The sequence below is a fragment of the Acinetobacter colistiniresistens genome (assembly GCF_000413935.1).
Classification (GTDB): domain Bacteria; phylum Pseudomonadota; class Gammaproteobacteria; order Pseudomonadales; family Moraxellaceae; genus Acinetobacter; species Acinetobacter colistiniresistens.
Window position 1 is genome coordinate 1 of the sequence record NZ_KE340378.1, and the last position, 24912, is coordinate 24912.

General features: G+C 43.0%; 25 protein-coding genes and 1 pseudogene. 18 read left to right on the forward strand and 8 right to left on the reverse strand.

Annotated features, from left to right (window positions below; genetic code table 11):
* Window positions 1-96 precede the first annotated feature (96 nt).
* Together F907_RS15310 and F907_RS15305 are read left to right on the forward strand one after the other, a co-directional pair.
* Window positions 97-414 (forward strand): annotated as a pseudogene (locus tag F907_RS15310) (hypothetical protein); the annotation flags it as partial.
* Between the two features lie 46 nt (window positions 415-460).
* Window positions 461-1009 (forward strand): hypothetical protein, encoded by a 549-nt coding sequence (locus F907_RS15305; RefSeq protein WP_016651306.1) that lies wholly within the window; start codon window positions 461-463, stop codon window positions 1007-1009.
* Window positions 1010-1089: 80 nt separating this feature from the next.
* Here F907_RS15305 and F907_RS15300 read toward each other — a convergent pair whose 3' ends face one another.
* Window positions 1090-2436, reverse strand: coding sequence for a PGAP1-like alpha/beta domain-containing protein (locus F907_RS15300; protein ID WP_005238071.1), 1347 nt, complete (start codon window positions 2434-2436; stop codon window positions 1090-1092).
* Window positions 2437-2698: 262 nt separating this feature from the next.
* Between F907_RS15300 and F907_RS15295 the strand changes: the two genes are divergently transcribed.
* The 7 genes from F907_RS15295 (at window position 2699) to urtE (ending at window position 11043) form a co-directional block, all read left to right on the forward strand.
* Window positions 2699-3289 (forward strand): YqiA/YcfP family alpha/beta fold hydrolase, encoded by a 591-nt coding sequence (locus tag F907_RS15295; RefSeq protein ID WP_005270254.1) that lies wholly within the window; start codon window positions 2699-2701, stop codon window positions 3287-3289.
* A 14-nt stretch (window positions 3290-3303) separates the two neighbouring features.
* Window positions 3304-5187: a DNA topoisomerase IV subunit B gene (gene parE, locus F907_RS15290; protein ID WP_005238075.1), complete on the forward strand. Its 1884-nt coding sequence runs from the start codon at window positions 3304-3306 to the stop codon at window positions 5185-5187.
* A gap of 258 nt (window positions 5188-5445) precedes the next feature.
* Window positions 5446-6723 (forward strand): urea ABC transporter substrate-binding protein, encoded by a 1278-nt coding sequence (gene urtA, locus F907_RS15285; protein WP_005238077.1) that lies wholly within the window; start codon window positions 5446-5448, stop codon window positions 6721-6723.
* 86 nt (window positions 6724-6809) lie between these two features.
* Window positions 6810-8432 (forward strand): urea ABC transporter permease subunit UrtB, encoded by a 1623-nt coding sequence (gene urtB, locus F907_RS15280; protein WP_016651307.1) that lies wholly within the window; start codon window positions 6810-6812, stop codon window positions 8430-8432.
* 4 nt (window positions 8433-8436) lie between these two features.
* A complete protein-coding gene (gene urtC / locus F907_RS15275) occupies window positions 8437-9507 on the forward strand; it encodes an urea ABC transporter permease subunit UrtC (RefSeq protein WP_016651308.1) in 1071 nt (356 codons plus the stop codon).
* Window positions 9508-10335 (forward strand): urea ABC transporter ATP-binding protein UrtD, encoded by an 828-nt coding sequence (urtD, locus tag F907_RS15270; protein WP_016651309.1) that lies wholly within the window; start codon window positions 9508-9510, stop codon window positions 10333-10335. It begins immediately after the preceding gene.
* 9 nt (window positions 10336-10344) lie between these two features.
* On the forward strand, window positions 10345-11043 hold the full coding sequence (gene urtE, locus F907_RS15265; protein WP_004776300.1) for an urea ABC transporter ATP-binding subunit UrtE: 699 nt from the start codon (window positions 10345-10347) through the stop codon (window positions 11041-11043).
* 301 nt (window positions 11044-11344) lie between these two features.
* On the opposite strand, the gene F907_RS15260 is transcribed toward urtE, so the two are convergent.
* The 3 genes from F907_RS15260 to F907_RS15250 form a co-directional block, all read right to left on the reverse strand.
* Complete coding sequence (locus F907_RS15260) at window positions 11345-12082, reverse strand: hypothetical protein (protein ID WP_016651310.1); 738 nt, start codon at window positions 12080-12082, stop codon at window positions 11345-11347.
* A gap of 81 nt (window positions 12083-12163) precedes the next feature.
* Window positions 12164-12715: a GNAT family N-acetyltransferase gene (locus F907_RS15255; protein WP_016651311.1), complete on the reverse strand. Its 552-nt coding sequence runs from the start codon at window positions 12713-12715 to the stop codon at window positions 12164-12166.
* Between the two features lie 127 nt (window positions 12716-12842).
* The gene (locus F907_RS15250; RefSeq protein ID WP_005270274.1) at window positions 12843-13568 is read right to left on the reverse strand and encodes an outer membrane protein OmpK; all 726 of its coding nucleotides are present in this window, start codon (window positions 13566-13568) and stop codon (window positions 12843-12845) included.
* 369 nt (window positions 13569-13937) lie between these two features.
* On the opposite strand from F907_RS15250, the gene F907_RS15245 reads away from it, so the two are divergent.
* The 6 genes from F907_RS15245 to F907_RS15220 all read left to right on the forward strand — a co-directional run bounded on the left by F907_RS15245 (window position 13938) and on the right by F907_RS15220 (window position 19173).
* Window positions 13938-14312, forward strand: a complete 375-nt coding sequence (locus tag F907_RS15245) for an HPF/RaiA family ribosome-associated protein (RefSeq protein WP_005270277.1) — start codon at window positions 13938-13940, stop codon at window positions 14310-14312.
* Between the two features lie 143 nt (window positions 14313-14455).
* A complete protein-coding gene (locus F907_RS15240; RefSeq protein WP_016651312.1) occupies window positions 14456-15001 on the forward strand; it encodes an ankyrin repeat domain-containing protein in 546 nt (181 codons plus the stop codon).
* 31 nt (window positions 15002-15032) lie between these two features.
* Window positions 15033-15800 carry a transporter gene (locus tag F907_RS15235; RefSeq protein ID WP_016651313.1) on the forward strand — a complete coding sequence of 256 codons (768 nt, stop codon included), beginning with the start codon at window positions 15033-15035 and terminating at the stop codon, window positions 15798-15800.
* A gap of 79 nt (window positions 15801-15879) precedes the next feature.
* The gene (dsbD, locus tag F907_RS15230) at window positions 15880-17730 is read left to right on the forward strand and encodes a protein-disulfide reductase DsbD (protein WP_016651314.1); all 1851 of its coding nucleotides are present in this window, start codon (window positions 15880-15882) and stop codon (window positions 17728-17730) included.
* Window positions 17731-17801: 71 nt separating this feature from the next.
* Window positions 17802-18464, forward strand: coding sequence for an IS1595-like element ISAcra1 family transposase (locus F907_RS15225; RefSeq protein WP_016651315.1), 663 nt, complete (start codon window positions 17802-17804; stop codon window positions 18462-18464).
* A 1-nt stretch (window position 18465) separates the two neighbouring features.
* Window positions 18466-19173 (forward strand): glutathione S-transferase family protein, encoded by a 708-nt coding sequence (locus tag F907_RS15220; RefSeq protein ID WP_032861753.1) that lies wholly within the window; start codon window positions 18466-18468, stop codon window positions 19171-19173.
* Between the two features lie 38 nt (window positions 19174-19211).
* Here F907_RS15220 and F907_RS15215 read toward each other — a convergent pair whose 3' ends face one another.
* Together F907_RS15215 and F907_RS15210 are read right to left on the reverse strand one after the other, a co-directional pair.
* A complete protein-coding gene (locus F907_RS15215) occupies window positions 19212-20399 on the reverse strand; it encodes a GGDEF domain-containing protein (protein WP_016651317.1) in 1188 nt (395 codons plus the stop codon).
* Between the two features lie 271 nt (window positions 20400-20670).
* Window positions 20671-21582, reverse strand: a complete 912-nt coding sequence (locus F907_RS15210) for an alpha/beta hydrolase (RefSeq protein WP_016651318.1) — start codon at window positions 21580-21582, stop codon at window positions 20671-20673.
* Window positions 21583-21787: 205 nt separating this feature from the next.
* On the opposite strand from F907_RS15210, the gene F907_RS15205 reads away from it, so the two are divergent.
* Window positions 21788-22225 (forward strand): DUF2147 domain-containing protein, encoded by a 438-nt coding sequence (locus tag F907_RS15205; RefSeq protein WP_005270293.1) that lies wholly within the window; start codon window positions 21788-21790, stop codon window positions 22223-22225.
* Between the two features lie 70 nt (window positions 22226-22295).
* Here F907_RS15205 and F907_RS0117820 read toward each other — a convergent pair whose 3' ends face one another.
* Together F907_RS0117820 and F907_RS15200 are read right to left on the reverse strand one after the other, a co-directional pair.
* Window positions 22296-22646 carry an arsenate reductase gene (locus tag F907_RS0117820; RefSeq protein WP_032861808.1) on the reverse strand — a complete coding sequence of 117 codons (351 nt, stop codon included), beginning with the start codon at window positions 22644-22646 and terminating at the stop codon, window positions 22296-22298.
* Window positions 22647-23071: 425 nt separating this feature from the next.
* Window positions 23072-23896: an exodeoxyribonuclease III gene (locus tag F907_RS15200; protein ID WP_005270296.1), complete on the reverse strand. Its 825-nt coding sequence runs from the start codon at window positions 23894-23896 to the stop codon at window positions 23072-23074.
* 41 nt (window positions 23897-23937) lie between these two features.
* Here F907_RS15200 and pyrE point away from each other — a divergent pair, with 41 nt between their 5' ends.
* Together pyrE and F907_RS15190 are read left to right on the forward strand one after the other, a co-directional pair.
* On the forward strand, window positions 23938-24588 hold the full coding sequence (gene pyrE / locus F907_RS15195) for an orotate phosphoribosyltransferase (protein WP_004657130.1): 651 nt from the start codon (window positions 23938-23940) through the stop codon (window positions 24586-24588).
* A 100-nt stretch (window positions 24589-24688) separates the two neighbouring features.
* The gene (locus F907_RS15190) at window positions 24689-24889 is read left to right on the forward strand and encodes a hypothetical protein (protein WP_016651320.1); all 201 of its coding nucleotides are present in this window, start codon (window positions 24689-24691) and stop codon (window positions 24887-24889) included.
* The last annotated feature ends 23 nt before the right edge of the window (window positions 24890-24912 follow it).

The following is a 24912-nucleotide window of genomic DNA, read 5'->3' on the forward strand; positions in this document are numbered from 1 at the left end:
CTCCCTATTATTTTGATTGCTGTGGTATAGCACGAATAGGAATGACTGGTATGGTACGAACAGGAATGGGTGGTCGTTTTATCCAGTATTTTGCATAACTATGTTAAAGTTCCGTTTAAAAGTAATAAAGTCACTGTTTTTATATATAATATAAATAATAATAATTTTACCGAAATACCCGTTATACATTCTGATAGTGAAGATAAGAGTGAACAAACAGACCAACTCATGGGTGATCAGGTAACATATGACATTAAGAAAGGACAGTATACTTATCTTGCAAATGTTAAAACTTATAAAGATGGAAAAATTTCCCAATTCAAGGCTGTTTTAAATGGTAGCTTAAAATGTATTTCGTCGACTTTAGGTTGTGAAACAACAGGAATTCTGTCTGCTGAAAAACAAGCTAAGTAATTTAATTTAGATTTTGGTTAGGTATTTTATTTTAAAGGAATTTATTATGACTTCATCCTATAGAAAATATACCTACATTCTAGGCTTGGTCAGTCTAAGTCTCTTAGCTTCTTCCTGTAGCAATGCGCCAGAAAAGAAACATGAAATTTCCGATCAAAGCCAAATAAAAAAAGGCCCGTCAATTTCTACAAAGTTAAAAAATGATGATGGTTTCCTGATCACTTCGCTTCCTTATAACTCAAATGCACATCTTAACTGTATTTTATCGGCACAAAGAATGAACTGCGGCTCAATCAATTTGATTGATAGTGTTCGTCTAATCAAAGTTTATAACTTTATCAACCCACGTTATGGTGATTCAGTCGTTTTCCCAGAAACAAGTGCAGGCATTTTATTAATTGCATCTCCTTCTTCAAGTGAAGCAGGAAATCCAGAAATAAATCTGACAACAGTAAACAAGTTTGGTTTGGTTAAAAGCATTACCTTAGATGCATCTCAAAATATTGTGATTAATCAGAAGTATGAAATTTTATATAAAGAAGATGGAAAAGATCTAAAACTGAAATTAAATGACCGAGGTGAATTTGTGAAGTAAAGCTATTCCTTAGATGATTGAGCCTGTTACAGCTTTTGACCGAAAAAAGCTCAGCTAAAATCTAACTGAGCTTTTATCGTTTAGGTCTCAACAATGCCTTCTAAATCATCAAAGGTATAGTTATGCGGGACATTGATCATATGGGTTTGTACACCGGCCTCAACTTTTTCTCTGGCATCTGGGTATAACCAACGCGTAATCTGTTCGGCCACACTCGAATGATACTGAATTTCAAAATGATTCAGCCCATAAAAAACTGCTTTATGCGTATCAGGCAACTTCAACTGAAAACGTGGATTCTGGTGTTCACCCAAAGCACTCTTCACACTGACCAAATAGTCCCCAATCACAGACAGCGCTTTATTCCGTAACTTCTCAAATTCTAAAGTCCCTGCAATCAAGAAGGTATTGATATGGGACGGTAACGGAGCGGGTTTGCGATTGTCATCAGCAAAACCAATGCGGGCATCATTGTGTTCCCAGTCATCATCACGAACACTGCCATAACGCAGATCGAGTATGCCATTACTACGCACATTCACCAACTGACCTAGCAAGTTGATAAAGGGGAAGCCGCCGAGTTTGTCCTGCAAGACGAAACCAAAGCGTTCAAGTACTGCACCATGATGAGGCGAACCGATGCAGACCAGATTCTCGACCATATGAACCCATTGATACAGATTCTGTTTGCCATAAAACAGGGCACTACGTGAAACCAAGCCGCCCATACTGTGGCCAATCAGGTCAATACTGGTGATACGTGGGTTACGTTGCACCAAATCCTCTAAGGTATTGGCAAAACTACGGCCATTGGCAGAAATTCGGCGTCCGGTGTTGTAATTGAGATACAACATGGTGTTGTTATCTCGTTGCGCAAGTAAGCGTTCACCAATCCCGCCATAGCGATGATTAGACCAGGTCAAATGGTTCATGCATAAACCATGGGCAAGAATTACCACACGTCCGGTTAACTCGCCTTGCTGTAAAGAACCATAGTGATCATAAAGCACCATTGGCAAGGCCATTGGATTGTGTTGCTTTAAAAAGAAATCACCAAAAATTCCATTCAGTGCGCCCACTAAAAAATGCAGTGTGGGAGTCAGAGGTTTGTCATGTAAGACTGGAAATTTTTCAATAATGCGACGTAAATTGGGCGCAAGAAAGTGACTGCCATATTTTTGCAGTGCTACATAAGAGAACTGATAAAATTTTTGCAGTTGTGGGTGCTTTTGTAATTGTTTGGCTTTTTGTGCACTTAAACCGAGCGTTGTCCTTAATACCTCGGTTTGTACCACTTGAATCAGTTCGTGTACGCCACTGAGGCTGGTACTGACCAGCTGTGCCAAACCCTCCAAAACATCTGCCTGACTTGGGGGCGTGCGATCCCACTTACAATAAGTTTCATGCAGAGGTGTTAAACTTGGCATATTAATTTCCCCATCCTTGATATATACCGAAGGTTTGAAGTGATTTTTCTGAATATTGTTTAGATAAACTACAACAAACGCTTACATCTTATGTCTTTCATGCGTAATTTTTTTAGAATACTGATGAACGGAGTACAGTATCGTTTTTTGTGTCAGACAATATCGAGCTTAAATGTAATTTATATTGTTGTTTGATTAACAATTAATCAAAATAATGTGATTTATTTCACTTTATGTCAAGCTATTGCCTATTTGGGTGCGTATGCAAATTATCTATCTACATGGTTTTCGCAGCAGTCCGATGTCAGTAAAAGGGCAACAGCTGCAACAATTTTGTGCACAGCATGACACGATACAGGTGCATTTACCTGATTTAAATCAAACGCCCGAGCAGGTACTGACACAACTTTCGCAGCTTATCGAAAATTTACCATCTGATAAAGTGGTTTTAGTTGGAAGTAGCCTTGGAGGCTTTTACGCGACATATCTTGTCGCCAAATATGCCTGTCCTGCTGTACTGATCAATCCAGCTATGCAACCATGGCAATTATTCGAAGATTTATTCGGGATTGAGCAAATCCCGCTCAAAGTCACTGAATCATGGACGCTTGATGCCGATCAATTGCAGCAATTACAATCGATTGCTGACACGAAACTCAATCATGCTGATAAAATTCTGGTGCTGTTGCAACAAGGCGATGAAGTCTTGGATTATCGTGAAGCTCAACGTTATTATAGTGCTGTTCATCCATCATCATTGATTTTAACCGACGCAGATGGTAATCATGCAATGGATGATTTTGAAGAAAAATTACCTTTAGTTCTCGAATTTTTATCGGCAGCCCTCCAATAAGGAAGTCAGACCCAGTGACACAATACACGGCACAATCCCTTGAAGTTCTTTCTGGTTTAGATCCAGTTCGTCGTCGACCAGGCATGTATACCGATACCTCACGTCCAAACCATTTGGCGCAAGAGGTAATTGATAATGCAGTCGATGAAGCGCTTGCAGGGCACGCCAATCAAATTTGTGTCACGGTTTATGAAGATGGCTCATTGTCGGTTGAAGATAATGGACGGGGGATGCCTGTCGATATCCATCCTGAATATGGACAAAGTGGTATCGAAATCATTTTGACCAAATTGCATGCCGGTGGCAAATTCAGCACCGATAACTACCAGTTTTCGGGGGGATTGCACGGGGTTGGGATTTCGGTGGTGAATGCGCTATCGACACGTGTTGAAGTTGCGGTACAGCGTCAGGGTAACCTGTATCAAATGGCCTTTGAACAAGGTGAGCCTGTTGCTCCTTTATCGGTGCTTGAAGGTAAAGTGGCCAAGCGCGCAACGGGTACAACGGTGCGTTTCTGGCCTGAAGGCAAGTATTTTGATAGCCCTAAATTTGCACTGAAAGCGCTGAAACATAATTTAAAAGCCAAAGCCGTTTTAGCCGCGGGCTTAAAGATTATTTATGACGATAAAATTAATAAAGAAAAGATTGAATGGCAGTTTGAAAATGGTCTGGTCGACTATTTGATGGATGAACTGCAAGATCGGGACATCTTGCCTGATCCTGCTTTTGTCAGTAGTGGCCAAGCAGACCGCGCGGCCTGTGAGTTTGCGATTTGCTGGAATGTCGAAGGTGGCGAGCAGATTCAGGAAAGTTATGTCAACCTGATTCCAACCGCGCAAGGCGGTACCCATGTCAATGGTTTACGTTCGGGTGTGACGGAGGCTTTGCGTGAGTTCTGTGAATTACGCAATTTGTTGCCACGTAATATGAAGTTGTCTGCGGAAGATGTTTGGGATGGGGTGAATTTTATTCTATCGCTGAAATTCCAAGAGCCACAATTCTCGGGCCAAACCAAAGAACGGTTATCCAGTCGTGAAGCCTCTAATATTGTACTGAACATCGCCAAAGATGCGTTTGCTTTATGGCTGAATCAACATGCGGAGATTGCGACGCAATTGGCTGAAATGGCGATTGCCAAAGCCGGACGTCGTCTCAAAGCCGCTAAAAAAGTTGAACGTAAAAAGATTGTTGCCGGCCCGGCTTTACCTGGAAAGTTGGCAGACTGTGTCGGCTTAACTCGTGAAGACAGTGAGCTGTTTATTGTCGAGGGAGATTCTGCAGGCGGTAGTGCCAAACAGGCGCGAGACAAGAATTTCCAAGCGATTATGCCGATCCGCGGAAAAATTCTGAATACTTGGGAAGTCTCTTCGGACGAAGTGCTGGCTTCTCAAGAAGTGCATGATATTGCCATCGCCATTGGCGTTGATCCGGGCAGTGATGATCTGTCTGAATTACGCTATGGCAAAATCTGTATCCTTGCCGATGCGGACTCGGATGGTCTACATATCGCCACCTTATTATGTGCTTTATTTGTCAAACATTTCCCGACTTTGGTTGAAGAAGGTCATTTGTTTGTGGCGATGCCGCCGCTCTATCGTATTGATATTGGTAAAGAAGTGTACTACGCCTTGGACGATGATGAGCTTGAAAGCATTTTGAAGAAGGTCAAGGGCAATAAAAATCCGCAGATCACCCGATTCAAAGGGTTGGGTGAGATGAATGCCAGTCAGTTGCGTGAAACCACCATGGACCCGAACACCCGTCGTTTGGTGCAGTTGGATTTGGATGATGCGCATTTAACCGCAGGTTTATTGGATAAATTGCTGGCGAAAAAGCGTTCAGCTGACCGCAAACACTGGTTAGAGCAAAAGGGTAATCTCGCTGATATTACTGTCTAAATGGCTTGAGCCATGCACCGATTAAAGCCAAGCTGATGCTTGGCTTTTTCTTTGGCTGCTTGATTCTGATTCGAGCTGAACAAATTTGCATCATTTTAGTTCATCGCGTATTTTTTGTATGCAATGTTGTATACAAGATCCATGAAATAATCAGAGACCTTGATTAAATATAATAAAAAACAATTGGTTATTGTGTTGGCATAAAAATTGAATAACTCCACCCAGTAAAAATCACAATATTGATGGGTGGAGAGGAAGATGCAAAATAAATTGTCGATGTCCGTACTGATGGCTGCCATGATGGGAATCGGTCTGGTCGGCTGTTCAAAACCAGCAGAAAAAACAGAACAAACCAAAACAGAAACCAAGACGGCACCCGCAACAAGCGGCGACACCATTAAAGTGGGAATCCTGCATTCACTTTCAGGCACCATGGCGATCTCAGAGACTTCGCTGAAAGACACCGCCTTGATGACCATCAATGAAATCAATGCCAATGGTGGGGTACTGGGTAAAAAGTTAGAACCTGTGATTGTTGACCCTGCGTCGGATTGGCCATTGTTTGCAGAAAAAGCCCGTCAGTTGATTACTCAAGATAAGGTCGCAGTCATTTTTGGCTGTTGGACATCCGTTTCGCGTAAATCAGTGCTGCCTGTGGTCGAAGAGTTGAATGGCTTGTTGTTCTACCCAGTGCAATATGAAGGCCAAGAACAATCTAAAAATATCTTCTATACCGGTGCAGCACCGAATCAACAAGCGATTCCTGCGGTTGAATATTTGATGGGGGATGAAGGCGGTAAAGCAGAACGTTTTGTGTTGCTCGGCACCGATTATGTCTATCCACGCACCACCAATAAAATCTTACGTGCCTTCTTGAAGTCGAAAGGCGTGGCTGATGCCGACATCATGGAAGAATACACCCCATTTGGTCACAGCAATTATCAAACCATTGTTTCCAATATTAAGAAGTTCTCTGCGGGTAAAAAGACTGCGGTGATCTCGACTATTAATGGAGATTCTAATGTGCCGTTCTATCGTGAATTGGGTAACCAAGGCATTAAAGCATCCGATATTCCAGTCATGGCCTTCTCTGTAGGTGAGGAGGAATTACGTGGGATCGATACCAAACCATTGGTCGGTCATTTAGCAGCATGGAATTATTTCATGTCGGTGAAAAATCCGAAGAACACCGAGTTTGTGAATAAATTCAAACAATATGCAGTGCAATACAAATTGCCAAATGCCGACAAAGTCGTGACCAACGATCCGATGGAAGCGACCTATGTTGGGATCAATATGTGGAAGCAAGCCGTTGAAAAAGCGGGCACGACTGAGGTCGACAAAGTCCGTGATGCGATGGCGGGTCAGACCTTCGCTGCCCCATCAGGCTATACCCTCAAAATGGATGAAAGCAATCACCATCTACATAAGCCAGTGATGATTGGGCAGATCCGTGCGGATGGCCAATTTGATGTGGTCTACAAAACACCGCAAACCATCAAGGCCGAGCCTTGGAGTCCGTATATCCCGAAATAAAGTTTTTTCGCCTGCTGTGTTGGCAGCAGGCATTTTTGTTCTGACTTTTTGATCTATTTAAAACCGTAAAAATAAGGGGGAGTTCTATGACGAAACACTATGTTTTGGCACTGCTCTGCATCATGGCACAGATAATGTTTAGTCCAGCATGGGCAGAAGTCACATCCGCAACAACCGTGACGTCTACAGCTTCTCAAGATGCGATTCAGACCTTTGTGAAGTCAGATTTTGCGGCGCGTCGTGCCATGCTCAATCAATGGCCTGCCAGTATTGAACAGCTGGATCAACTGGTCGCCTATATTGATCAAAATGAGCTGTATACCGACAGTGCAGGCAATACCTATCTGTTAAAAAATGATGACAAACTGTTCAGTTACCCCGCACAGCAAGCCATTGAAAATTGGCCTGCCGATCTCACCCAAGTCACTTTGGTCAATACTCTGCGCAAGGCGCTGAATTTTGGTCAGGCCAAGGCCAAACTGAATTCTACAGATGCCTCGCAACGTTTGGCTGCGGTGGATATTTTAGAAAATAATTTGGCTGAACTCGATGTCGCGATGGTGAAGCAGCTTTATCTGAATGAAAAAAATGATCAGGTCAAAGCACGTTTAGCACAGCTCAAAGCCCGTTTGGATTTTAACAGTCCTGATGCGTTTACCCAGCTTGAAGCCGTAAAAGTCTTGGCGGATTCCAATCGTCCTGATGTGTTTGCCTTAATCACTCAAACTTTACAACAACCACAAAGCAATCCTGCATTGAAGGCAGCGTTGTTGGATGCACACAATAAAATTAAAACCCGACTACAAATCAGTGAGTGGTCAGGCCATATCTTTTCTGGCCTCAGTACCGCCAGCATTTTGCTGCTTGCGGCACTTGGCTTAGCCATTACCTATGGTCTGCTTGGGGTAATTAACATGGCACATGGTGAGCTGATCATGATCGGTGCCTATACCACCTATGTGATTCAAAGCTTTTTTAAAACCCATTTTGCGGGGCTGGTGGACTGGTATCTATTGGCGGCAATTCCTGCGGCTTTTCTGGTTAGTGCCTTGATGGGCATGTTGATTGAACGCACCGTGATCCGTCCGCTCTATGGTCGACAATTGGAGACTTTACTTGCGACCTTTGGGGTGAGTCTGATCCTGATGCAATTGGTGCGGATGGTGTTTGGTGCGCAAAATGTCGAGGTTTCTAACGTGGTATGGCTCAGTGGTGGCATCGCGGTGACGCCAAGCTTAATGCTACCTTATAACCGAATTGCGATTATTGCTTTTACTGTTGCGGTGCTATTACTGCTGCTGTTTTTACTCAATAAAACCCGTTTTGGTTTATTTGTCCGAGCTGTGACCCAAAACCGTCAAATGGCGCGTGCTGTGGGTATCCGTTCTGCACGAATTGACATGATGGCCTTTGGACTGGGCTCAGGTTTGGCAGGGTTGGCAGGCTGTGCCTTGGCGCAGGTGGGTAATGTTGGACCTGACCTTGGGCAAAATTACATTATTGATGCCTTCCTTGTGGTCGTGGTCGGTGGTGTTGGTCAAGTCTGGGGCGCGGTATTGGCAGCCCTTGGATTGGGCATTAGTGGCACGGTGCTGGAAATTGGTTTAGGTGCAGTGCTGGCAAAAATTATTCTCTTGGTTCTTGTGATTTTGTTTATCCAAAAGCGTCCACAAGGTTTGTTCGCCATCAAAGGCCGTTTTGTGGAGTAAGCCCATGAAAATCACTTCTTTATTTGCCGACAAACCGTATAGCGCCGTGGCGATTGCAGTTTGTTTCGGGGTGCTGTTGCTGTTGCCGTGGTTGCATCTGTTGTCGCCTGATTCGACCTTTTATCTGTCTGCTTATTGGATCACCTTGATTGGCAAGATCATGTGTTTGGCCTTGGTGGCTTTGGCATTGGATTTGGTCTGGGGCTATGCTGGGATTTTGAGCTTGGGGCATGGTTTGTATTTTGCTTTGGGCGGTTATGCCTTTGGCATGTACCTGATGCGTCAATCCGCAGGCGATGGGCTGCCTGATTTTATGCGTTTTCTCAGTTGGACGGAGTTGCCATGGTATTGGGTCGGTACCGAGCATATTGCCTGGGCTTTGGCTTTAGTCATTCTTGTTCCTGGTCTGATCGCATTTATTTTTGGTTTCTTTGCCTTTCGCTCCAAAATCAAAGGTGTGTATTTTTCGATTATTACTCAAGCCATGACCTTTGCCGCAGCGTTATTGTTCTTCCGCAATGAAACAGGCTTTGGCGGCAATAATGGTTTTACGGGTTTTAAGACCATTCTTGGTTTTGATATCACCTCTGCACCGATGCGTGCCACGCTATGCTTTGTGACGGCATTGATGTTGATGTTGTGCTTCCTTGGTCTGCGCCAACTGATGAATCGTCCTTATGGACGGGTCTTGGGTGCAATTCGTGATAGTGAAAATCGCTTGCAATATCTTGGCTATCGCACGTTGTGGTACAAGCTGTCGGCATGGGTACTGTCGGCGGTGATTGCGGGTATCGCTGGGGCATTATATGTGCCGCAGGCGGGCATCATCAACCCAAGTGAAATGAACCCAGTCAATTCAATCGAAATGGCGGTGTGGGTGGCTGCGGGTGGACGCGGAACCTTGATTGGCCCAATTTTAGGGGCTGGTTTAATCAATGCAGTGAAAACCTATTTCACAGTGGCTGCACCAGAAGCATGGTTATTGATCTTAGGTGCGTTGTTCATCGTGGTGACCTTATTCTTACCTAAGGGTGTCATTGGTTTATTTGACCGTTTTAAAAAGGAGCGTGACTAAATGAGTGATGTATTAATAGACTCAGCTCAACATGGCGGTCAACTGGGTGAGGGCTATGGTCGTGCCAAGCCACAAGGTGCGGATTTTAGCCACGGCATTGCCTTGTATCTGGAAAAAGTCAGTGTCTGGTTTGACTCATTCCGAGCCTTGAATGATCTGTCGCTGTACATTGCTGAGGGCGAATTACGCTGTATTATCGGGCCAAATGGGGCGGGTAAAACCACCTTGATGGATGTGATTACTGGTAAAACTCGTCCGACCACAGGCACGGCATTTTTTGGGCAAAACTATGATCTTGCCAAAATGAGTACCGAGCAAATTGCTGAAGCGGGCATCGGTCGAAAATTCCAAAAACCAACCGTATTTGAAAATTTTACCGTCATGGAAAATCTACTGTTGGCAGCACCTCGAGATAAACGGGTGAAAAAAAGTTTATTTTCCCGTTTAGATCCAGAAGCGCAATTGGCCTTGGATGAAAGTCTGGAACAGATCCGCTTACAGGAATTTGTGCAAAAGCCAGCAGGGTTACTTTCACATGGACAAAAACAGTGGCTGGAAATTGGCATGTTGCTGATGCAACGACCGCAGTTAATTTTACTGGATGAGCCTGTTGCTGGTATGACCGATGCTGAAACTGAGCGCACGGCTGAACTGTGTCTGGAGCTGAAGAAAAATCATACTCTTGTAGTGGTCGAGCATGACATGAGCTTTATTGACACCATCAGTGAGAAAGTCACGGTACTGGCGCAAGGGGCAATCTTGGCCGAGGGCACATTGGCAGAGGTTCAGGCCAATGAAGATGTGATTGAAAAGTATTTAGGACGCTAGGAGAGACACATGCTAGAAGTGAAACAAATCAATCAATTCTATGGTGGCAGTCATATTCTGCGTGATGTGTCTTTTAACGCGCCTGTGGGTGAATGCAGTGTGGTGCTAGGACGTAATGGTGTGGGCAAAACCACCTTGCTGAAATGCTTGATGGGCATTCTGCCGATTAAGTCGGGGCAAATCCTGCTGGATGGCAAAGACATCGCCAAAATGTCCCCTGAGCAACGGGTGCGTGCGGGTTTGGCCTATGTGCCGCAAGGTCGTGATATCTTTTCAACCTTGACCGTAGAGGAAAATATTTTAATTGGTATGGCGAAATTTTCAGGAGCCAAGACCCGTAAAGTGCCAAGCCATTTATATGAAATTTTCCCTGTGCTGGATGAAATGAAACATCGCCGTGGTGGTGATTTATCCGGTGGGCAGCAACAACAGCTTGCGATTGCCCGTGCTTTGGCTTCAGAGCCGAGTGTTTTGATTTTGGATGAACCGACCGAAGGGATTCAGCCCTCGATTATTAAAGATATTGGTCGGGTGATTCGTAAGCTGGCCGATCAGGGCGAAATGGCGATTATTCTGGTAGAGCAGTTTTATGATTTTGCCGAAGAGTTGGCAGATGCGTATACCGTCATGGCGCGTGGGCAGGTGATTGCGCAAGGGCGGGGGGAGGAGATGCCTGAGAAGGGGATTCGAGAGTTGGTGGCGATTTAAAACACTCGAAAGAGATTTTCGGCCTACGGCCTGATTAAACAGTGATCATTGTGGAATCTTATTGTTTTATATCTAATCTTAGGATAAACCTGCGGTTCGCCCTACTTTGGTTTCGCCCTGAGAAGCGTTTGAAGCTTCGTAAGGGCAAAGGCATTTATCACCTATGCAATGAGTGATTAAAGCTGCTCAATCTTTATTGCAACTTTTCTTGCGCTTCGCTAAAGCTTTAGTCGCTTTAGCTTGCTCAGGTTGTAGATGACATTTCCGAGTATCATATTTGAGGCTGACTTTTGATGGTTTGTTAACCTTCAACCTTATAGAACGTTCCGCCTGCATAGACATTGTGTCCAAAGCCACATGAGGACTCACCATTGTTTTGTTCAACCTCAATTTTTTGTCCAAGCTTTGCATCATTGGCAAATTGGAGTTTGATCTGACAGTCTTCATAGCGATAGCTGGCTTGCTTTGACTTGAGTGGCATGGTCGTTTCGAATTGCCCCATATTCGGACCATAGATCAAACCGCGCAGCCCGAAGTAGTAGCCATCGAAGGCGATCTGATATTGATTCTGTTTTTTGCTGACCTTGAGATAATCCCATTGTCCAAAACCATTGGCACGGACATAAGTCCCTTGTAGGTCAGAGGATATTTTAGGTTTAGGCAATTGTTTTAAGTTGTATTGACTGGTTTTCGAGTCTTTATCTCTGAGAAACCAAACGCTTGCCCATTGCGGTTTGCCTAACTTGGCATAACTCAAGCCGACATTATTGTTGGCGATTTCAATATCTCGGTCACTGACCTGAATACCGCTTTCATCTGCATTGGCCTGACAAAAATGCGCCCATGCTGCTTGGTCTTCAAATTGTTTGGCGGCTTTGAGATATTGTTTTTGATCGTAAAACTTTTTACCTGCTTGTGCATATTGTTTCACTTTGGCACAACCTTGCTGTAATTCCTGCTCAAAAGAAAATTCGGCAAAGCTGGCGCTTGAACTGATTGCCATGACGAGGCACAGACCGAGTTGGGATGTTTTAATCATTTTGGCTATTTTTGAAATGAAGTCTTGTTTTCATTTTAAGCCATAATAGAGTTGCCTGACAGTACGGTAAAAGTAAGGTTTTTATGGAGATTCTGTGAGTTGCAGTTGCATCCAGACCAAATCCCGCCATGTCCCAAACTTTTGTCCTACCTGCGGCATATAGCCTGTTTGGACAAAACCAAGCTGTTCGTGTAGCACAATCGAGCCCTTATTTTCACTATCAATGGCAGCCACCATGATATGCATGTTTTGCTGTTTGGCCAGATGAATCAGTTGTTGCATCAGGGCCTTGCCCAGACCTTGGCGTGCATAGCTGGGGTCAACAAACACAGAATGTTCAATGCTTTGACGATAGCCGCTGATGGTTCGAAAGGCTGTGTAATAGGCATAAGCAGCGACTTGATGGCTATTCAGGTCTTCAACCACAATCATGGGAAAATGCTGTTGCTGCATGTTATGGAAGCGTTGTTGATAATCCGCAAGTGAAACAGCTTGATCATTCCAGTTCGCCGTGCCATTGAGAATCTCTGCATTATAGATGGCAAGGATTGTCTCAAGGTCATCAACGGTGGCAAAACGAATTTTGAAGGGTGCAGCTACACAAGATGGGGCAAGAGCAATATTTACAGACATGGGCGAAGGTCATCACATCAATCAATAGATACAACGTTGATAGAACCAAAATCAACGATGCTTAATATTCGGTGATACAAATAAAAACAGCAAGGAATTCCTTGCTGTTTTTAACATTCTAAAGCGTTTAGAAGTGGTATTTAATTAAAGCGCTGACGTTGTTTTCGTCACGGTTTTTCATACCGAATTTGTTATTCCAAATCGAATGCTCAACACCTAAATAAAGACGTGTATCCGGTGAAATGTGTTTACCTAGATTCCACTTGTATTGCGTGGTCCAGTTCAGTTCGCTGGCATGATCTTTCTCGCCAGTCGACCAGTCAAGGAAACCATCCACCAAAAAGTCTTCATTTGATACTTTAAATGGCAAAGCATAAGCGATGGTCATTTGATAGTCATCAGCAGTTTTTTCGTTGTTGGCGCGATAGAAGTTGACATTCATATATTGGAAATATGGAACTGCAAGATCGAAGCCGACACCATACAAGAAGTTGTCAAAACTAGAGAAATCGTCGTTATTGCTTTCCCAGGTGGTTGAGATCAATACATCTTTAATCGGGCCAAACGCAAGTTTCTGACCTGAAATTTCACCGAGGCTTAAACGAGGAGAAAGCTCGAAATAGGTGCTTTTATGGTCATCGCTGCCACGCATACGATCCATAAAGAAAAAGACATCGGCATATTTAACTTTTGCCGCATACTCAACGGTCAATGTTGTTTGTTTTTTATCAACAACTTCATAGTTTTCACCATATAGTCCGGTCAAGCTAAAGTCTTGCCAAATCGGCTTTGCTTGCGCAAAAGTTGCTGTTGATCCCAATAAACATACCGCTGTAAGTTGCTTCAATTGCATTTAAAAAATCTCCCCCCAAAAAGGCGTGTAAAGCATACAAGGTATTAAGCAAAAATAAAGCCAAATTTGACCAAATGAACAAAAGAATTGTATATGGCAAAGCAGGTGATTCAGGGGGTAAAAATAATGCTCTTTTTGCTGAAGATTTCATCAAAATGTCAAAAATCAGCTTGCATATTTGTAAGGAAAGACAGATATTGAAGTTATAGAAGATCTTCTTACATACTGAAAAGCAACAGATGCAAGCGAGGAGACAACAGGTATTTACATAATCAAAATATACAACTGCACTGAATGATCGCATGCTCAAAGTGTGCCAAATAAGAAAGTTTTGTAGCACCGTCTCACAGATAAGAGAGGAAGATATTTATGAATATTGAAATCCGTACAGATAAAAACATTCAAGGTAGTGAACGCTTAATCAGTTATGTTCGTGCAGAACTTACACAAGAATTTCAACGCTATAGCGAGCGTATTACACATTTTTCGGTTCATATTAGTGATGAGAACGGGGAGAAAACGGGCGATCATGACAAACGTTGTATGATTGAGGCTCGTCCAGCAGGAATGAAACCTGTTGCAGTGACACATAAAGCAGCAAATATTGATAACTCGATCCATGGTGCGATTGATAAACTGAAACGTAGTTTGGAGCATCTCTATGAGAAAAAAGAGCACCACCGTGGTGGTTTACCCGAATATGTTGATGTCGATGATGATGTAAAAGTAGATGATGAAGCCTAAGAGGCAACGCATAAAAAAAGCCCTGTTTGGGGCTTTTTTTATGCCTGTATCAAATTTATACATGATTTTTTAGGTGCTTTTATAAAATCCTGTCAGGATATTCGGCATAATAGACCCATTAAAAAATATTGTGAGAAATGGTCATGTTAAATAAGCAGCAGCAGGCCTTGGTGCAAGCCATACAACAACTCGATTTAGACCAAGTGCGAGCTTTACTTGCTGAAGGACTTGATCCGAATTTTATTGACCCGGAACAAGGTCCCCCAGTTTCCGTCATTTGTGATGGTTTATTTGTCTGGTGGGAACAAATCTGTGAGGCCTATGAAGCCGGAAAACCCTTGAGCGAAACAGAAAAGCAACAACAGCTGCAAGTTTATTTAGACATTTTAGATGTGCTCATTCAAGCCAAAGCCAATTTGCATTTATGGGACGCAGAAGAATTTTATGGTCCGCTTTGGGATGCAGCAAGTTCTGCCTGCGTGCCTGTGGTTCAACGTTTACTTGATGAAAAAGTCGATCCAAATACCCGTGATGAAGAAGGTCTCACTGTTTTATCATCGATCAGTCAATTATTTTTTGATTGCGAATTTGATGAAATCGATTGGTCTGAGTCATTGCAGGAAGAGCGTGCAACATTGGAGTTGCTACGTCAACATGGTGCAAAAATGTCAAAAGAGCTCAGCGCATAAGCGAAGCCAGCAAAATACAAAGAGGAACATGATGAAAACATTTCAAACATTGAGCTTGGTTACAGCATCGATGCTGGCAAGTACGGCTTTTGCGGCTGACTTTTCTTTTGATCGCCCTGGTTCGGGGATCAGTACAGGGATTACTCCTGTCGGGCAGTTAGCCTGGGAGCAGGGTTTGCCAACGGTTAGCTACCACGAGGGGAGTGTCAATGGAGTCAAAGACAAGACTTTAACCTTGAATGGTGACATGTTATTGCGTACTGGTTTGGCAGATGGCCTGGAATTACAACTCGGTTGGCAAGGGCCTGTTTGGCAGCAGTACAAACGTGCAGGCGTGACAAAAGAAAGCAATGGTTTAGGCGATGTCAGTATCGGTTTGAAAAAAGCCATTGATTTAAAAGATGACCGTTTATCGATGGCATTATTGGCCGAAGCAATTATTGCAACGGGCAATGATGAATTCACGGCACATGATGATATCTATAGCTTAACCTCAGCCGTGGCATATAAGTTCAGTGATTTGATTGGTACCTCGATTACCATGCGTTATGAAGCGCAGAACAGTAATTGGGCGGTGACTGCGATTCCAACCATTGACTATAAAATTGCAGGTAAATTATCGGGCTATTCTGAGTTTGTTTACCGTAAAGCAGAGAGTCAAGACTATGAATATGGTCTAGGCACAGGTCTGATTTATGCCTTGAATAATCGTATGCAATTGGATGCCAGCATTGGGGTTGATCTCAATGGGGATCAGAAAGGTTATAACGGTGGCTTCGGCGTGTCGGTTTTATTCTAACAACAATGCTCCTGAATTCTCTTAAATTCACTTCTGCATAAGTGGCAGGGAGGCTCAGGAGAATAACAGTGAGATAATCATGAAAATGTCTGTTCAAGGTGGTAATTGTTTCCCACTGATGAGTTGGTTTGTGGGGACCTTATTGCTGTTATGTGGGTCGTTGGCTTACGCGCAAGCGAATTCATCAGCAGCTTTGCTGAGCCCTGAACAGGCATTTGCATTTACAGTTGAATCGACGCAGCCGAATCAGGCGCGTTTACATTGGTCAATTCAGCCGAACTATTATCTTTATCAACATAAATTTGAAGTACAACAAGGCAATCAGCCACTTGCATTAACATTGCCTAAAGCAGTCGAGCAGTATGATGAGAACTATGGCCATAGCCAAGTCTATTATCAGCAAGCGGAGTTTAGCATCCCGACGCAGGCATCACAGCATTATCGGGTGACTTGGCAAGGCTGTGCCAAAGACCGGATTTGTTATCCTCCGCAAAATATTGAATTTCAGACCGATGCCGATGGCTTGGTCAGTGCTCAGAATGTCAGTGCAAATAGCAAAAAAAGCTTTTTAGATGTGGCTCGCTCATCGAGCGCCTTAAATGCCCAAACGGCAAACAAGGATGACGTGCAAGCTGAGCCAACTGCACAAAGCTCAAATTCAAATAACTCGGTTGGTATGGCACAAGACCAAAAATGGTCCAGCGCACTCGAACAGCATTCCTTGGCCTATAGCATTTTATTATTTTTGGGTTTGGGCATTTTATTGGCCTTTACCCCATGTTCTTTGCCGATGTTACCCATTCTGACCTCCTTGATTGTACGAGACAATAAAGGGGTGAAAGCATGGTCGATTGCACTGACTTTTGTGGTCAGTATGGCCTTGGTCTATGCGGTATTGGGTTTAATTGCTTCTGCGGCGGGATTGAATTTTCAGCGTTGGTTACAGCAACCTGCAACGCTGATTGCATTTAGTCTATTATTCGTGGCATTTGCCCTCAATCTATTTGGTTTATTTGAGTTAAAACTGCCGCAGAACTGGGTTAATCGACTGGATCAGATGCAATCCAATCAAAAGGGCGGGACCTTGGTCGGCGCCAGTGTCATGGGCATGATCTCTGCCCTGTTGGTGGGGCCGTGTATGACTGCACCTTTGGCAGGGGTGTTACTGTTTATCTCGCAGACGCAGAGCCAATGGCAAGGTGCGCTGCTGCTATTTACACTGGGTTTTGGCATGGGAATTCCCTTGCTACTCGCCAGTGTGTTGGGGGCGAAAGCCTTACCCAAAGCTGGCGACTGGATGAATCAAATCAAAGTCATTTTTGCCTTTCTGATGTTGGCATTGAGCATTTATTTTATTCGTCCGTTATTGCCGGAACTGGCGATTCAAATGCTGAGCCTGATTCTCGGTTTGGCCTTTATTATTTATGCGGCGTATCGTCTATTTGGACAGAAATCTAAACTGCAATGGCTGTATGCGGTGTTGCTGGTTTTAGCCATTCCGGCATTGGCGTTTAACCAATACCAGCATATTCAAAATCTCAGCTCGGTTCAGGCAGATAAATTGGCTGACTGGCATGTAGCACAGACGGCAGCTGAATTTCAGCAAATCCTTGCCCATGCTCCCAAAGATCGTGGCATTGTGATTGATGTCTATGCGGACTGGTGTGTAGCATGCCAGCCGATTGAGCATCGCATTTTAAAAGATGCAGAGGTGCAACAAGCATTATCAGGCTATTATTTGATTAAACTGGATTTAAGCCACTACGATGCATCACATCAAGCCTTGTTGGCACAGTGGGATATTTTAGGACCACCCACTTATTTGTTTTTAGATCAGCAACAACAAGAAATTCGCTCGCTGCGCTTAACTGGCGCATTTCAAAAAAGCGAGCTATTACAACAACTGGCTTTATTTAAAGGGAAACAATAACAATGTATCAGCTCTTTATTGGTAATAAAAATGGCTCTAGACTAGCAGAATAATTATGTTAGTCTAGAATAATGATAGAAAACAGTAAATTAAGTCACTACAAGATTAAAAAAATTATTCAATGCTTTTGTGTTGATATTCCTGCTTCCAAAACAGCCTTATTACTCAATTTAAATCGTAATACGATTAATTATTGGTACATGCTTTTTAGAGAAACTATCTATGATCATCAAACAGATTTAAGAGCTAAGTTTGTTGGTTCAATAGAAGTAGATGAAAGCTATTTTGGAGCGAAAAGGCAACGTGGGTTTCATGGAAAGTTAAAGCGTGGTCGTGGGACTCTAAAACAGCCAGTATTTGGAATATTCGAACGTAATGGGCGCGTCTATACTGAAATCGTACCTGACTGTAAAATGAAGACTTTACAAGAGGTTATAATTGGTAAAGTTTCACTTGAGAGTGTGATTTATAGTGATGGATGGCGTGGCTATAATGGTCTTGTTGATGTGGGTTATTCAAAGCATTTTAGGGTAAATCACGGAGCAAATGAGTTTGCTAGAGGACAATGCCATATAAATGGAATAGAATCATTTTGGAGCTTTTGTAAAAGAAGGCTAGCAAAGTTTAACGGCATATCAAAAGAGTACTTTGATTATCATCTTAAAGAAACTGAATGGCGTTGGATGAGGGAACCTAATGAGTTAGCAACTGAGCTGTGGAACCTCATTAGGTAAAATTAAGTGTAAATCTGCTAGTCTAGAGCCTAAAAATTACTCTACTTGGTCAATGCGTCCGTGGATTTTATTCACACAAGCAGGCATTGCATTTCAGGAGCATTTGATTCAGTTTGATGATTTTGAACCAGACAGCCAGTTTAAAACAGAAATTCTAAAATTGAACCCGACAGGCAAAGTCCCTGTGCTGGTGAATGGTGAGCTGACGGTTTGGGACAGTCTGGCCATCTGTGAATATATTGCCGAGCAGCATCCTGAACTTGAATTATGGCCACAAGAAAAAGCCTTACGTGCACGGGCGCGTTGTATCAGTGCAGAAATGCATAGTAGCTTTCAAAGCCTACGCAATCTGTGCCCGATGAATGTCGAAGCTGATCTGGCACATATCGGCAAACAGCTTTGGGCAGAACAGCCACAATTGCGTGCCGATGTGGCGCGGATTGATCAGATCTGGTCACAACGTCCGAATGCAGACAGTTTTTTATGTGGCGACACGTTTAGTATCGCAGATGCCTTTTATGCGCCTGTGGTGATGCGTTTTGAATGCTACCAACTGCCACTTTCCGCGTCTAGCCAAGCCTATACGCAAAAAATCTTGTCTTTGGCATCAGTACAGCAATGGATTGCCGAAGCCAAACAAGAACAGATGTTTGTGCCTTTTGATGAGCCCTATCGTCAACACCGTGAAGAATTTCTAAAAGGTAAATAGCGCTTTGACCATAAAGGCGTAGCAAAGCCTTCATGGTGTTAGCTGCTGATCAGATCCGTAAAAACTCTCACCTGATTGCGGCCAGCGGCTTTGACCGCATACAGGGCCTGATCGGCTTGGCTGATAATCAGATGAGGTGCATCAGCACTGAGCGAACTGCTGATGCCAAAACTAGCGCTGATGACAAATTCCTGTTTTTGCTCGGTGATAAAATGTAGCTGGGTTATTGCGAGACGGCAACGTTCTGCCACATTGTGTGCTTGTGCCGTGGTGGTGTTGGGCAGTATTAGAATGAATTCTTCTCCGCCAAAACGACCAATCACATCTTGATCACGCAGATTATGGGTGAGACATTTGGCCACTTGCACCAAGACTTGATCGCCCATGCTGTGACCGAAGTGATCATTAATACTTTTAAAATGATCCAGATCGAGCAGGATAATTGAATATAAGGGATCAGGCTGCTGATGTAATTTTTCTAAATAGCTGTCGATACTGCGTCGATTGAATACATTGGTTAAGGGATCCAGACGACTGAGGATCTGAATTGTCATTTCCCGTGTTCGCCATTGCGTCAGCAAAATTTCAAACAAAAATAAACAGGCCAACATGATCGGCAATAAGAAAAACATCATGCTACCGACCCAAAACGGGTGCATGGGGACTTGGTTAAGATGCTGCATATTAAACAGCGGTGCGTAGGTCAGGACTCCAATCATGCTTAAATAATTGCAGAACAGCAGCGCAAGCGTTGCTGGAATGAGCGCACAATACACCATTCTACGGTCAAACAGTACTAAGCCCACACCCACAACACTGACATAACCCACCATTGTTGCCGGACTGAAACTTCCGACCAAATAGCTGTTATGGCATAACATCGCAGTAAAAATCTGTACGCTGAGAATCGGTAAAAAGCTTTGCGCCCAAAGTTGTTCTCTAAAAATATGGCAAGGGATGATCAGCAACAACAGAATGCCCAGCATGATCAAACTGGTCCATAATTGTGAACGTACCAGATTCAAATGTACCCATTCTGAATACTGTGGATTGACCAAGACAAAAATGTCCCAGCTGATCCAGAACAGATTCATAAAAGCGGCAAGTATCAATAATAAAATACTTTTTTTGAGTATGGTCCAATTGACGACAATATGATGTTCCCAAGAAAGCTGAAAGCCCCATCTTTTTGTGTCAGTTGACCGATTAAAACGAATCTTGACCATTGGCATGCATCCTTTTATGCAATGAGATTCCCAGCAACTGTAGATTTGTCCTCAAAATATCGAAGAACGATTATTGAAATAACAATAGCATCTTTAGAATGAGAAAAAAGTCCAGTGATGAGGTTTTAATGCAAATCAGGACGGGAAAAATGCCTTGAAAAATAGGCTATTATCTAAATATCCAATCATTTTTATTTTATAATGACAAAATTGAATTAACAGTGACAATGGTCAGACATAGCTGACCATTTTTTACACGATTTTGTTTTAATCAATCCCGATCAAGTGCATGAGCAAATTCAGCAATATCAGCCAGAGCCTGTTTTGCTTCAGGGAACCATGCATTAAACATCTGGAAGTTATGCCACATGCCCGTATACAGTTTGAAGCTGACATCGACATCGGCTTGCACGGCTTTTTCTCTAAAGCGTTTTGAATCATCTAATAGAATTTCTTTAGAACCAACTTGTACCAAAGTGGGTGGCAGTCCTGTTAAATCATCAAAGAGTGGTGAAACACGTGGATCATCGGCTTGGATATTGTCCGTGAGATAATGATTGATGCCGGCTTGTAAGGCTTCGATTGACAGCAGTGCATCATGTTTCTGGTTAAAACGTAGCGATTCGCTGGTCAAGGTCAGATCAAGATAAGGTGACATTAGAATCAGGCCACTTGGCATCAACTCAGGCTGTTGTTTGAGACGTAAACATAAGGCCAAAGCCAGATTGGCACCACAAGAATCGCCTGAAATAATGATATCTTTCGGTTTAATGCCTTGGACCAGCAAGGCTTGATAGACATCAAAAATCGCATCAATCGCTTCGGGAAAGGGATGTTCGGGCGCAAGAGGATAATCAACATGAATGACTTGCATCTGGGTACGTGCGGCAATATCGGTCATCAGGGCACGATGGGTATTCAAACTCCCTAAGAAGAAAGCACCGCCATGGATATGGAAAATCAGCTGAGTTGCTGTAGCTTGCGCCTTAATTTCCTCACCACGTACACCGGCCAGACGTATTGAACGGATTTGTACCGTTGGATCGTGTGGAAATACGCGACACAGTTGATCCAGAAGCGGACGTAAAGCATTGGGAGCCAAGTTAAATTGACTTGGTGTCCGAATTGCCGCTTTAAGTAAGGATTCAGTAAAATAATATTTCCAAACAGTAGCAAGTTTCATAATTTTTCCATATTGTTAGATCAGTATCGGAATAAGAATATTCTTGAAGATAAGCGATGCCTAAGCGTTACGATAAAAACTGAAAAAAATTGTGCGCTACGTCACCCTTACTCAGGTTATACCAAATAGTCATAATCAAGAATTGCAATATTGATCGAAGTTCTCAATACTTTGAGTTTGAAAGACCCTTAAGGATATTACAAAAATGAAGAAAATTGCTTTAGCATTTGGATTGCTTGGTTTAACAACTTTTGCCAATGCGGCAGATGCGCTAAACGGCAGTGTTTGGCAGACGATTGATGATGAAACAAAGCAGCCAAAGGCAATCGTGAAGTTTACGGAACAAAAGGATGGAACACTGACTGCATCTATTCAAAAATATTTAGTTGCAGATCAGGAGAATGCCTGCTCTAAATGTGAAGGAACCTATCACAATAAGCCATTGAAAGGTTTAACCATTGTACATGGTCTTAAAAATGTCGGTGGGACAAGCTATGACAATGGCTCCATTATTGACCCTAAAAACGGTAAAACCTATCGATTGAAAGCTGAAATCCTAGAAGGCGGGAAGAAGCTGAAATTACGTGGCTATATTGGTGTTGCTGCTTTAGGTCGTAACCAAACCTGGATTCGTGCCAATTAATCCGCGAGAGCTAAACCATAAAAAAACCGAGCACTGACTCGGTTTTTTTATTTCTGCTCATCTTTAGCGTTTAAGCGGATAAGGCTTGATAGGTGGCCTCATCAAAGCCAATCACAAAACCTTTTGGAGTTTGCACTACAGGGCGCTTAATCAGGCTTGGTTGCGCGATCAGGGTTTCAATCAGGTTCTGCTCATTACTGGTCGCGTGTGCTTGCTCATCTGCGCTTAATTTACGCCAAGTGGTGCCTTTTTTATTCAGCACTTTGTCTGCACCGATCTCTTTTAGCCAAATCGCCAAAGTTTCTGCATCAATGCCTTGTTTTTTGTAATCATGAAATTCGTAATTGATACCCTTGGCTTGCAATGCATCAAAGGCTTTCTTCATCGAATTACAATTTTTAATGCCATAAATTTTGAACATGTGAAAAACCATAGAAAACAATAAAAAAGATGGCTCAAAGCCTAACGTAAAAGTAGGGGAGTGTACCAGTTGAAATTTTTGATTAGGTTGATCGGTCAGGTGTATGAAGCAGAAATGATAATATGCTTTGAGTACACATGCTTCAGACAGGTCAAACAAAGAAAAACGAAGATCTAGAAAAGAGAAAACCCGCATATAATCTTCCTGATTATGCGGGTCTCATTTCAACGTCCATTGTCTCATCCATGCAAATAAACTTAATCTAAGTTTATTTTATCTTCCTACGGCTTCCTATCCCTTTTTGGTCATCCTGACCGCTTCCTTGTGCCGTGAAGCTATAATGCCGTTCTAGCTGTGAAATAAAAATACACAAAAGCGACAAGTTCTGTAAGCTAAAGAAGCGACCTAAGTGAACAAGTGTTCACTTATTCGTGTATTTTATAGTCGATAATTACCGGTGCATGGTCGCTAAACCATTGTTCTTTATATACCCACGCATTTGTTGTACGTGCTTTCCAGTCTGGAGAGCAGGCTTGGTAGTCAATACGCCACCCAACATTTTTTGCACGCGCTTGACCGCGATTTGACCACCATGAATACAATTCTGCTTCAGGGCGAACTTCACGGAAGGTATCCACATAACCCAACTCATCATAGATATGATCGAGCCAAGCACGTTCATGTGGCAATACGCCAGATGATTTCTGGTTACCTGACCAGTTTTTAATATCGATGCGTTTATGCACGATATTGTAGTCCCCGCAGACAATGATTGATTTATTTTCATCTCGCCACTGTTTGAGTATTTTGGCGTATTCTTGTAAAAACACGTCTTTGCGTGCTTGCGCTTCGTCACCGCTTGATCCTGATGGCAAGTATAACGAGGCAATATGAACAGTTTGTGACAAGCCTAAATCAAATTCAGCGGTGATAAAACGGCCCTGAGAGTCAGCGAGTTCGAAGCCTAAACCATCTTTTACCGATACGAATGGCAGACGGCTATAAATCGCCGTACCTGCGTAGCCTGCACGTTCAGCAGGGAACAGGTGGGTATACCAGCCTTCAGGTTTAAATTTATCGGTCCATTGCTCATGGGTGATGCGGCTTTCCTGCATACACACCACATCGGCACCCGACTGTTCTAACCATTCGAGCAGGCCTTTGGTGACTGATGAACGCAAGCCATTTACGTTAATTGAAACGACTCGAAGAATTTTTACATCACTTGGATAGCTATCCTTTGGTATCATACGTCTGTTTAACCTCAATTGAAGAATTTGGAGCACCTTATATGACAACGCCTGTGTCATTTCATCCGCAAGCTTTTATCGAACTCGCATTATCACGTGGAGTGCTTAAATTTGGTGAGTTTACCTTAAAATCAGGCCGTGTCAGTCCTTATTTCTTTAACGCAGGTTTGTTAAACGATGGTGAAGCACTGTCTTTGTTAGCGCAAGGCTATGCCGACAAACTGGTGCAGTGTGACAATGTTGGTGTGATTTTTGGCCCAGCGTACAAAGGGATTCCTTTTGTTGCAGCAACAGCTGTGGCATTGTCTCAAGTGCATGGCAAAAGCGTACCGTGGGGCTTTAACCGTAAAGAAGCCAAAGATCACGGTGAAGGCGGTGTGTTGGTGGGTGCATCGGTTGCAGGTCAAAAGGTCTGGATCATTGATGATGTGATCACTGCGGGAACGGCAATTCGTGAAGTCGTGACCATCTTAAAAAATGCAGGTGCTGAAATTGCAGGTGTATTGGTGGCGCTAGACCGCCAAGAACGTGGTCAAGGTCAGCTTTCTGCGATTCAGGAAGTGCAAAAAGAACTCGAAATTCCTGTACATGCATTGATTACCATGAAAGATTTGATGGATTATTTAGATGCAAAAGGCGAAAAAGACGCTTTAGCCAATATGCAGGCGTATCGTGAAAAATATGGCATCTAAGTTTTAGATGTAAAAGAAAAGGAAGCGAAGGCTTCCTTTTTTATTTACTATGTCGTTATATTTGGAGTAATTGATTATTTAAAGCAGAGAAATTTAATAAATGTATGATTATAAAAAAGAAGAGATTAAAGCGAAAAAGTTAAAATATTTAATTTTGATGGTTGTATTTGCTATCGCTTCAAGTCTAGCCATTTCATTATCAATACAGCCTTTGATTAGCCTTATAGCTGCTGTTGTATGTTTTATATTGGCTATCTTTTTTGCGATTCAGTACATTAAAACGGTGAAACAAAAATTATAAAGCTGTAACTGATATGGTTTATA

Coding starts and splice junctions, on each gene's coding strand:
- F907_RS15295 (WP_005270254.1), top strand. CDS start 2,699: ATGCAAATTATCTATCTACATGGTTTTCGCAGCAGTCCGATGTCAGTA.
- urtA (WP_005238077.1), top strand. CDS start 5,446: ATGCAAAATAAATTGTCGATGTCCGTACTGATGGCTGCCATGATGGGA.
- urtD (WP_016651309.1), top strand. CDS start 9,508: ATGAGTGATGTATTAATAGACTCAGCTCAACATGGCGGTCAACTGGGT.
- F907_RS15260 (WP_016651310.1), bottom strand. CDS start 12,082: ATGATTAAAACATCCCAACTCGGTCTGTGCCTCGTCATGGCAATCAGT.
- F907_RS15215 (WP_016651317.1), bottom strand. CDS start 20,399: ATGGTCAAGATTCGTTTTAATCGGTCAACTGACACAAAAAGATGGGGC.
- urtB (WP_016651307.1), top strand. CDS start 6,810: ATGACGAAACACTATGTTTTGGCACTGCTCTGCATCATGGCACAGATA.
- F907_RS15250 (WP_005270274.1), bottom strand. CDS start 13,568: ATGCAATTGAAGCAACTTACAGCGGTATGTTTATTGGGATCAACAGCA.
- F907_RS15300 (WP_005238071.1), bottom strand. CDS start 2,436: ATGCCAAGTTTAACACCTCTGCATGAAACTTATTGTAAGTGGGATCGC.
- dsbD (WP_016651314.1), top strand. CDS start 15,880: ATGAAAATGTCTGTTCAAGGTGGTAATTGTTTCCCACTGATGAGTTGG.
- urtE (WP_004776300.1), top strand. CDS start 10,345: ATGCTAGAAGTGAAACAAATCAATCAATTCTATGGTGGCAGTCATATT.
- F907_RS15190 (WP_016651320.1), top strand. CDS start 24,689: ATGTATGATTATAAAAAAGAAGAGATTAAAGCGAAAAAGTTAAAATAT.
- F907_RS15225 (WP_016651315.1), top strand. CDS start 17,802: ATGATAGAAAACAGTAAATTAAGTCACTACAAGATTAAAAAAATTATT.
- F907_RS15305 (WP_016651306.1), top strand. CDS start 461: ATGACTTCATCCTATAGAAAATATACCTACATTCTAGGCTTGGTCAGT.
- F907_RS15245 (WP_005270277.1), top strand. CDS start 13,938: ATGAATATTGAAATCCGTACAGATAAAAACATTCAAGGTAGTGAACGC.
- F907_RS15235 (WP_016651313.1), top strand. CDS start 15,033: ATGAAAACATTTCAAACATTGAGCTTGGTTACAGCATCGATGCTGGCA.
- pyrE (WP_004657130.1), top strand. CDS start 23,938: ATGACAACGCCTGTGTCATTTCATCCGCAAGCTTTTATCGAACTCGCA.
- F907_RS15255 (WP_016651311.1), bottom strand. CDS start 12,715: ATGTCTGTAAATATTGCTCTTGCCCCATCTTGTGTAGCTGCACCCTTC.
- F907_RS0117820 (WP_032861808.1), bottom strand. CDS start 22,646: ATGTTCAAAATTTATGGCATTAAAAATTGTAATTCGATGAAGAAAGCC.
- urtC (WP_016651308.1), top strand. CDS start 8,437: ATGAAAATCACTTCTTTATTTGCCGACAAACCGTATAGCGCCGTGGCG.
- F907_RS15240 (WP_016651312.1), top strand. CDS start 14,456: ATGTTAAATAAGCAGCAGCAGGCCTTGGTGCAAGCCATACAACAACTC.
- F907_RS15205 (WP_005270293.1), top strand. CDS start 21,788: ATGAAGAAAATTGCTTTAGCATTTGGATTGCTTGGTTTAACAACTTTT.
- F907_RS15210 (WP_016651318.1), bottom strand. CDS start 21,582: ATGAAACTTGCTACTGTTTGGAAATATTATTTTACTGAATCCTTACTT.
- F907_RS15200 (WP_005270296.1), bottom strand. CDS start 23,896: ATGATACCAAAGGATAGCTATCCAAGTGATGTAAAAATTCTTCGAGTC.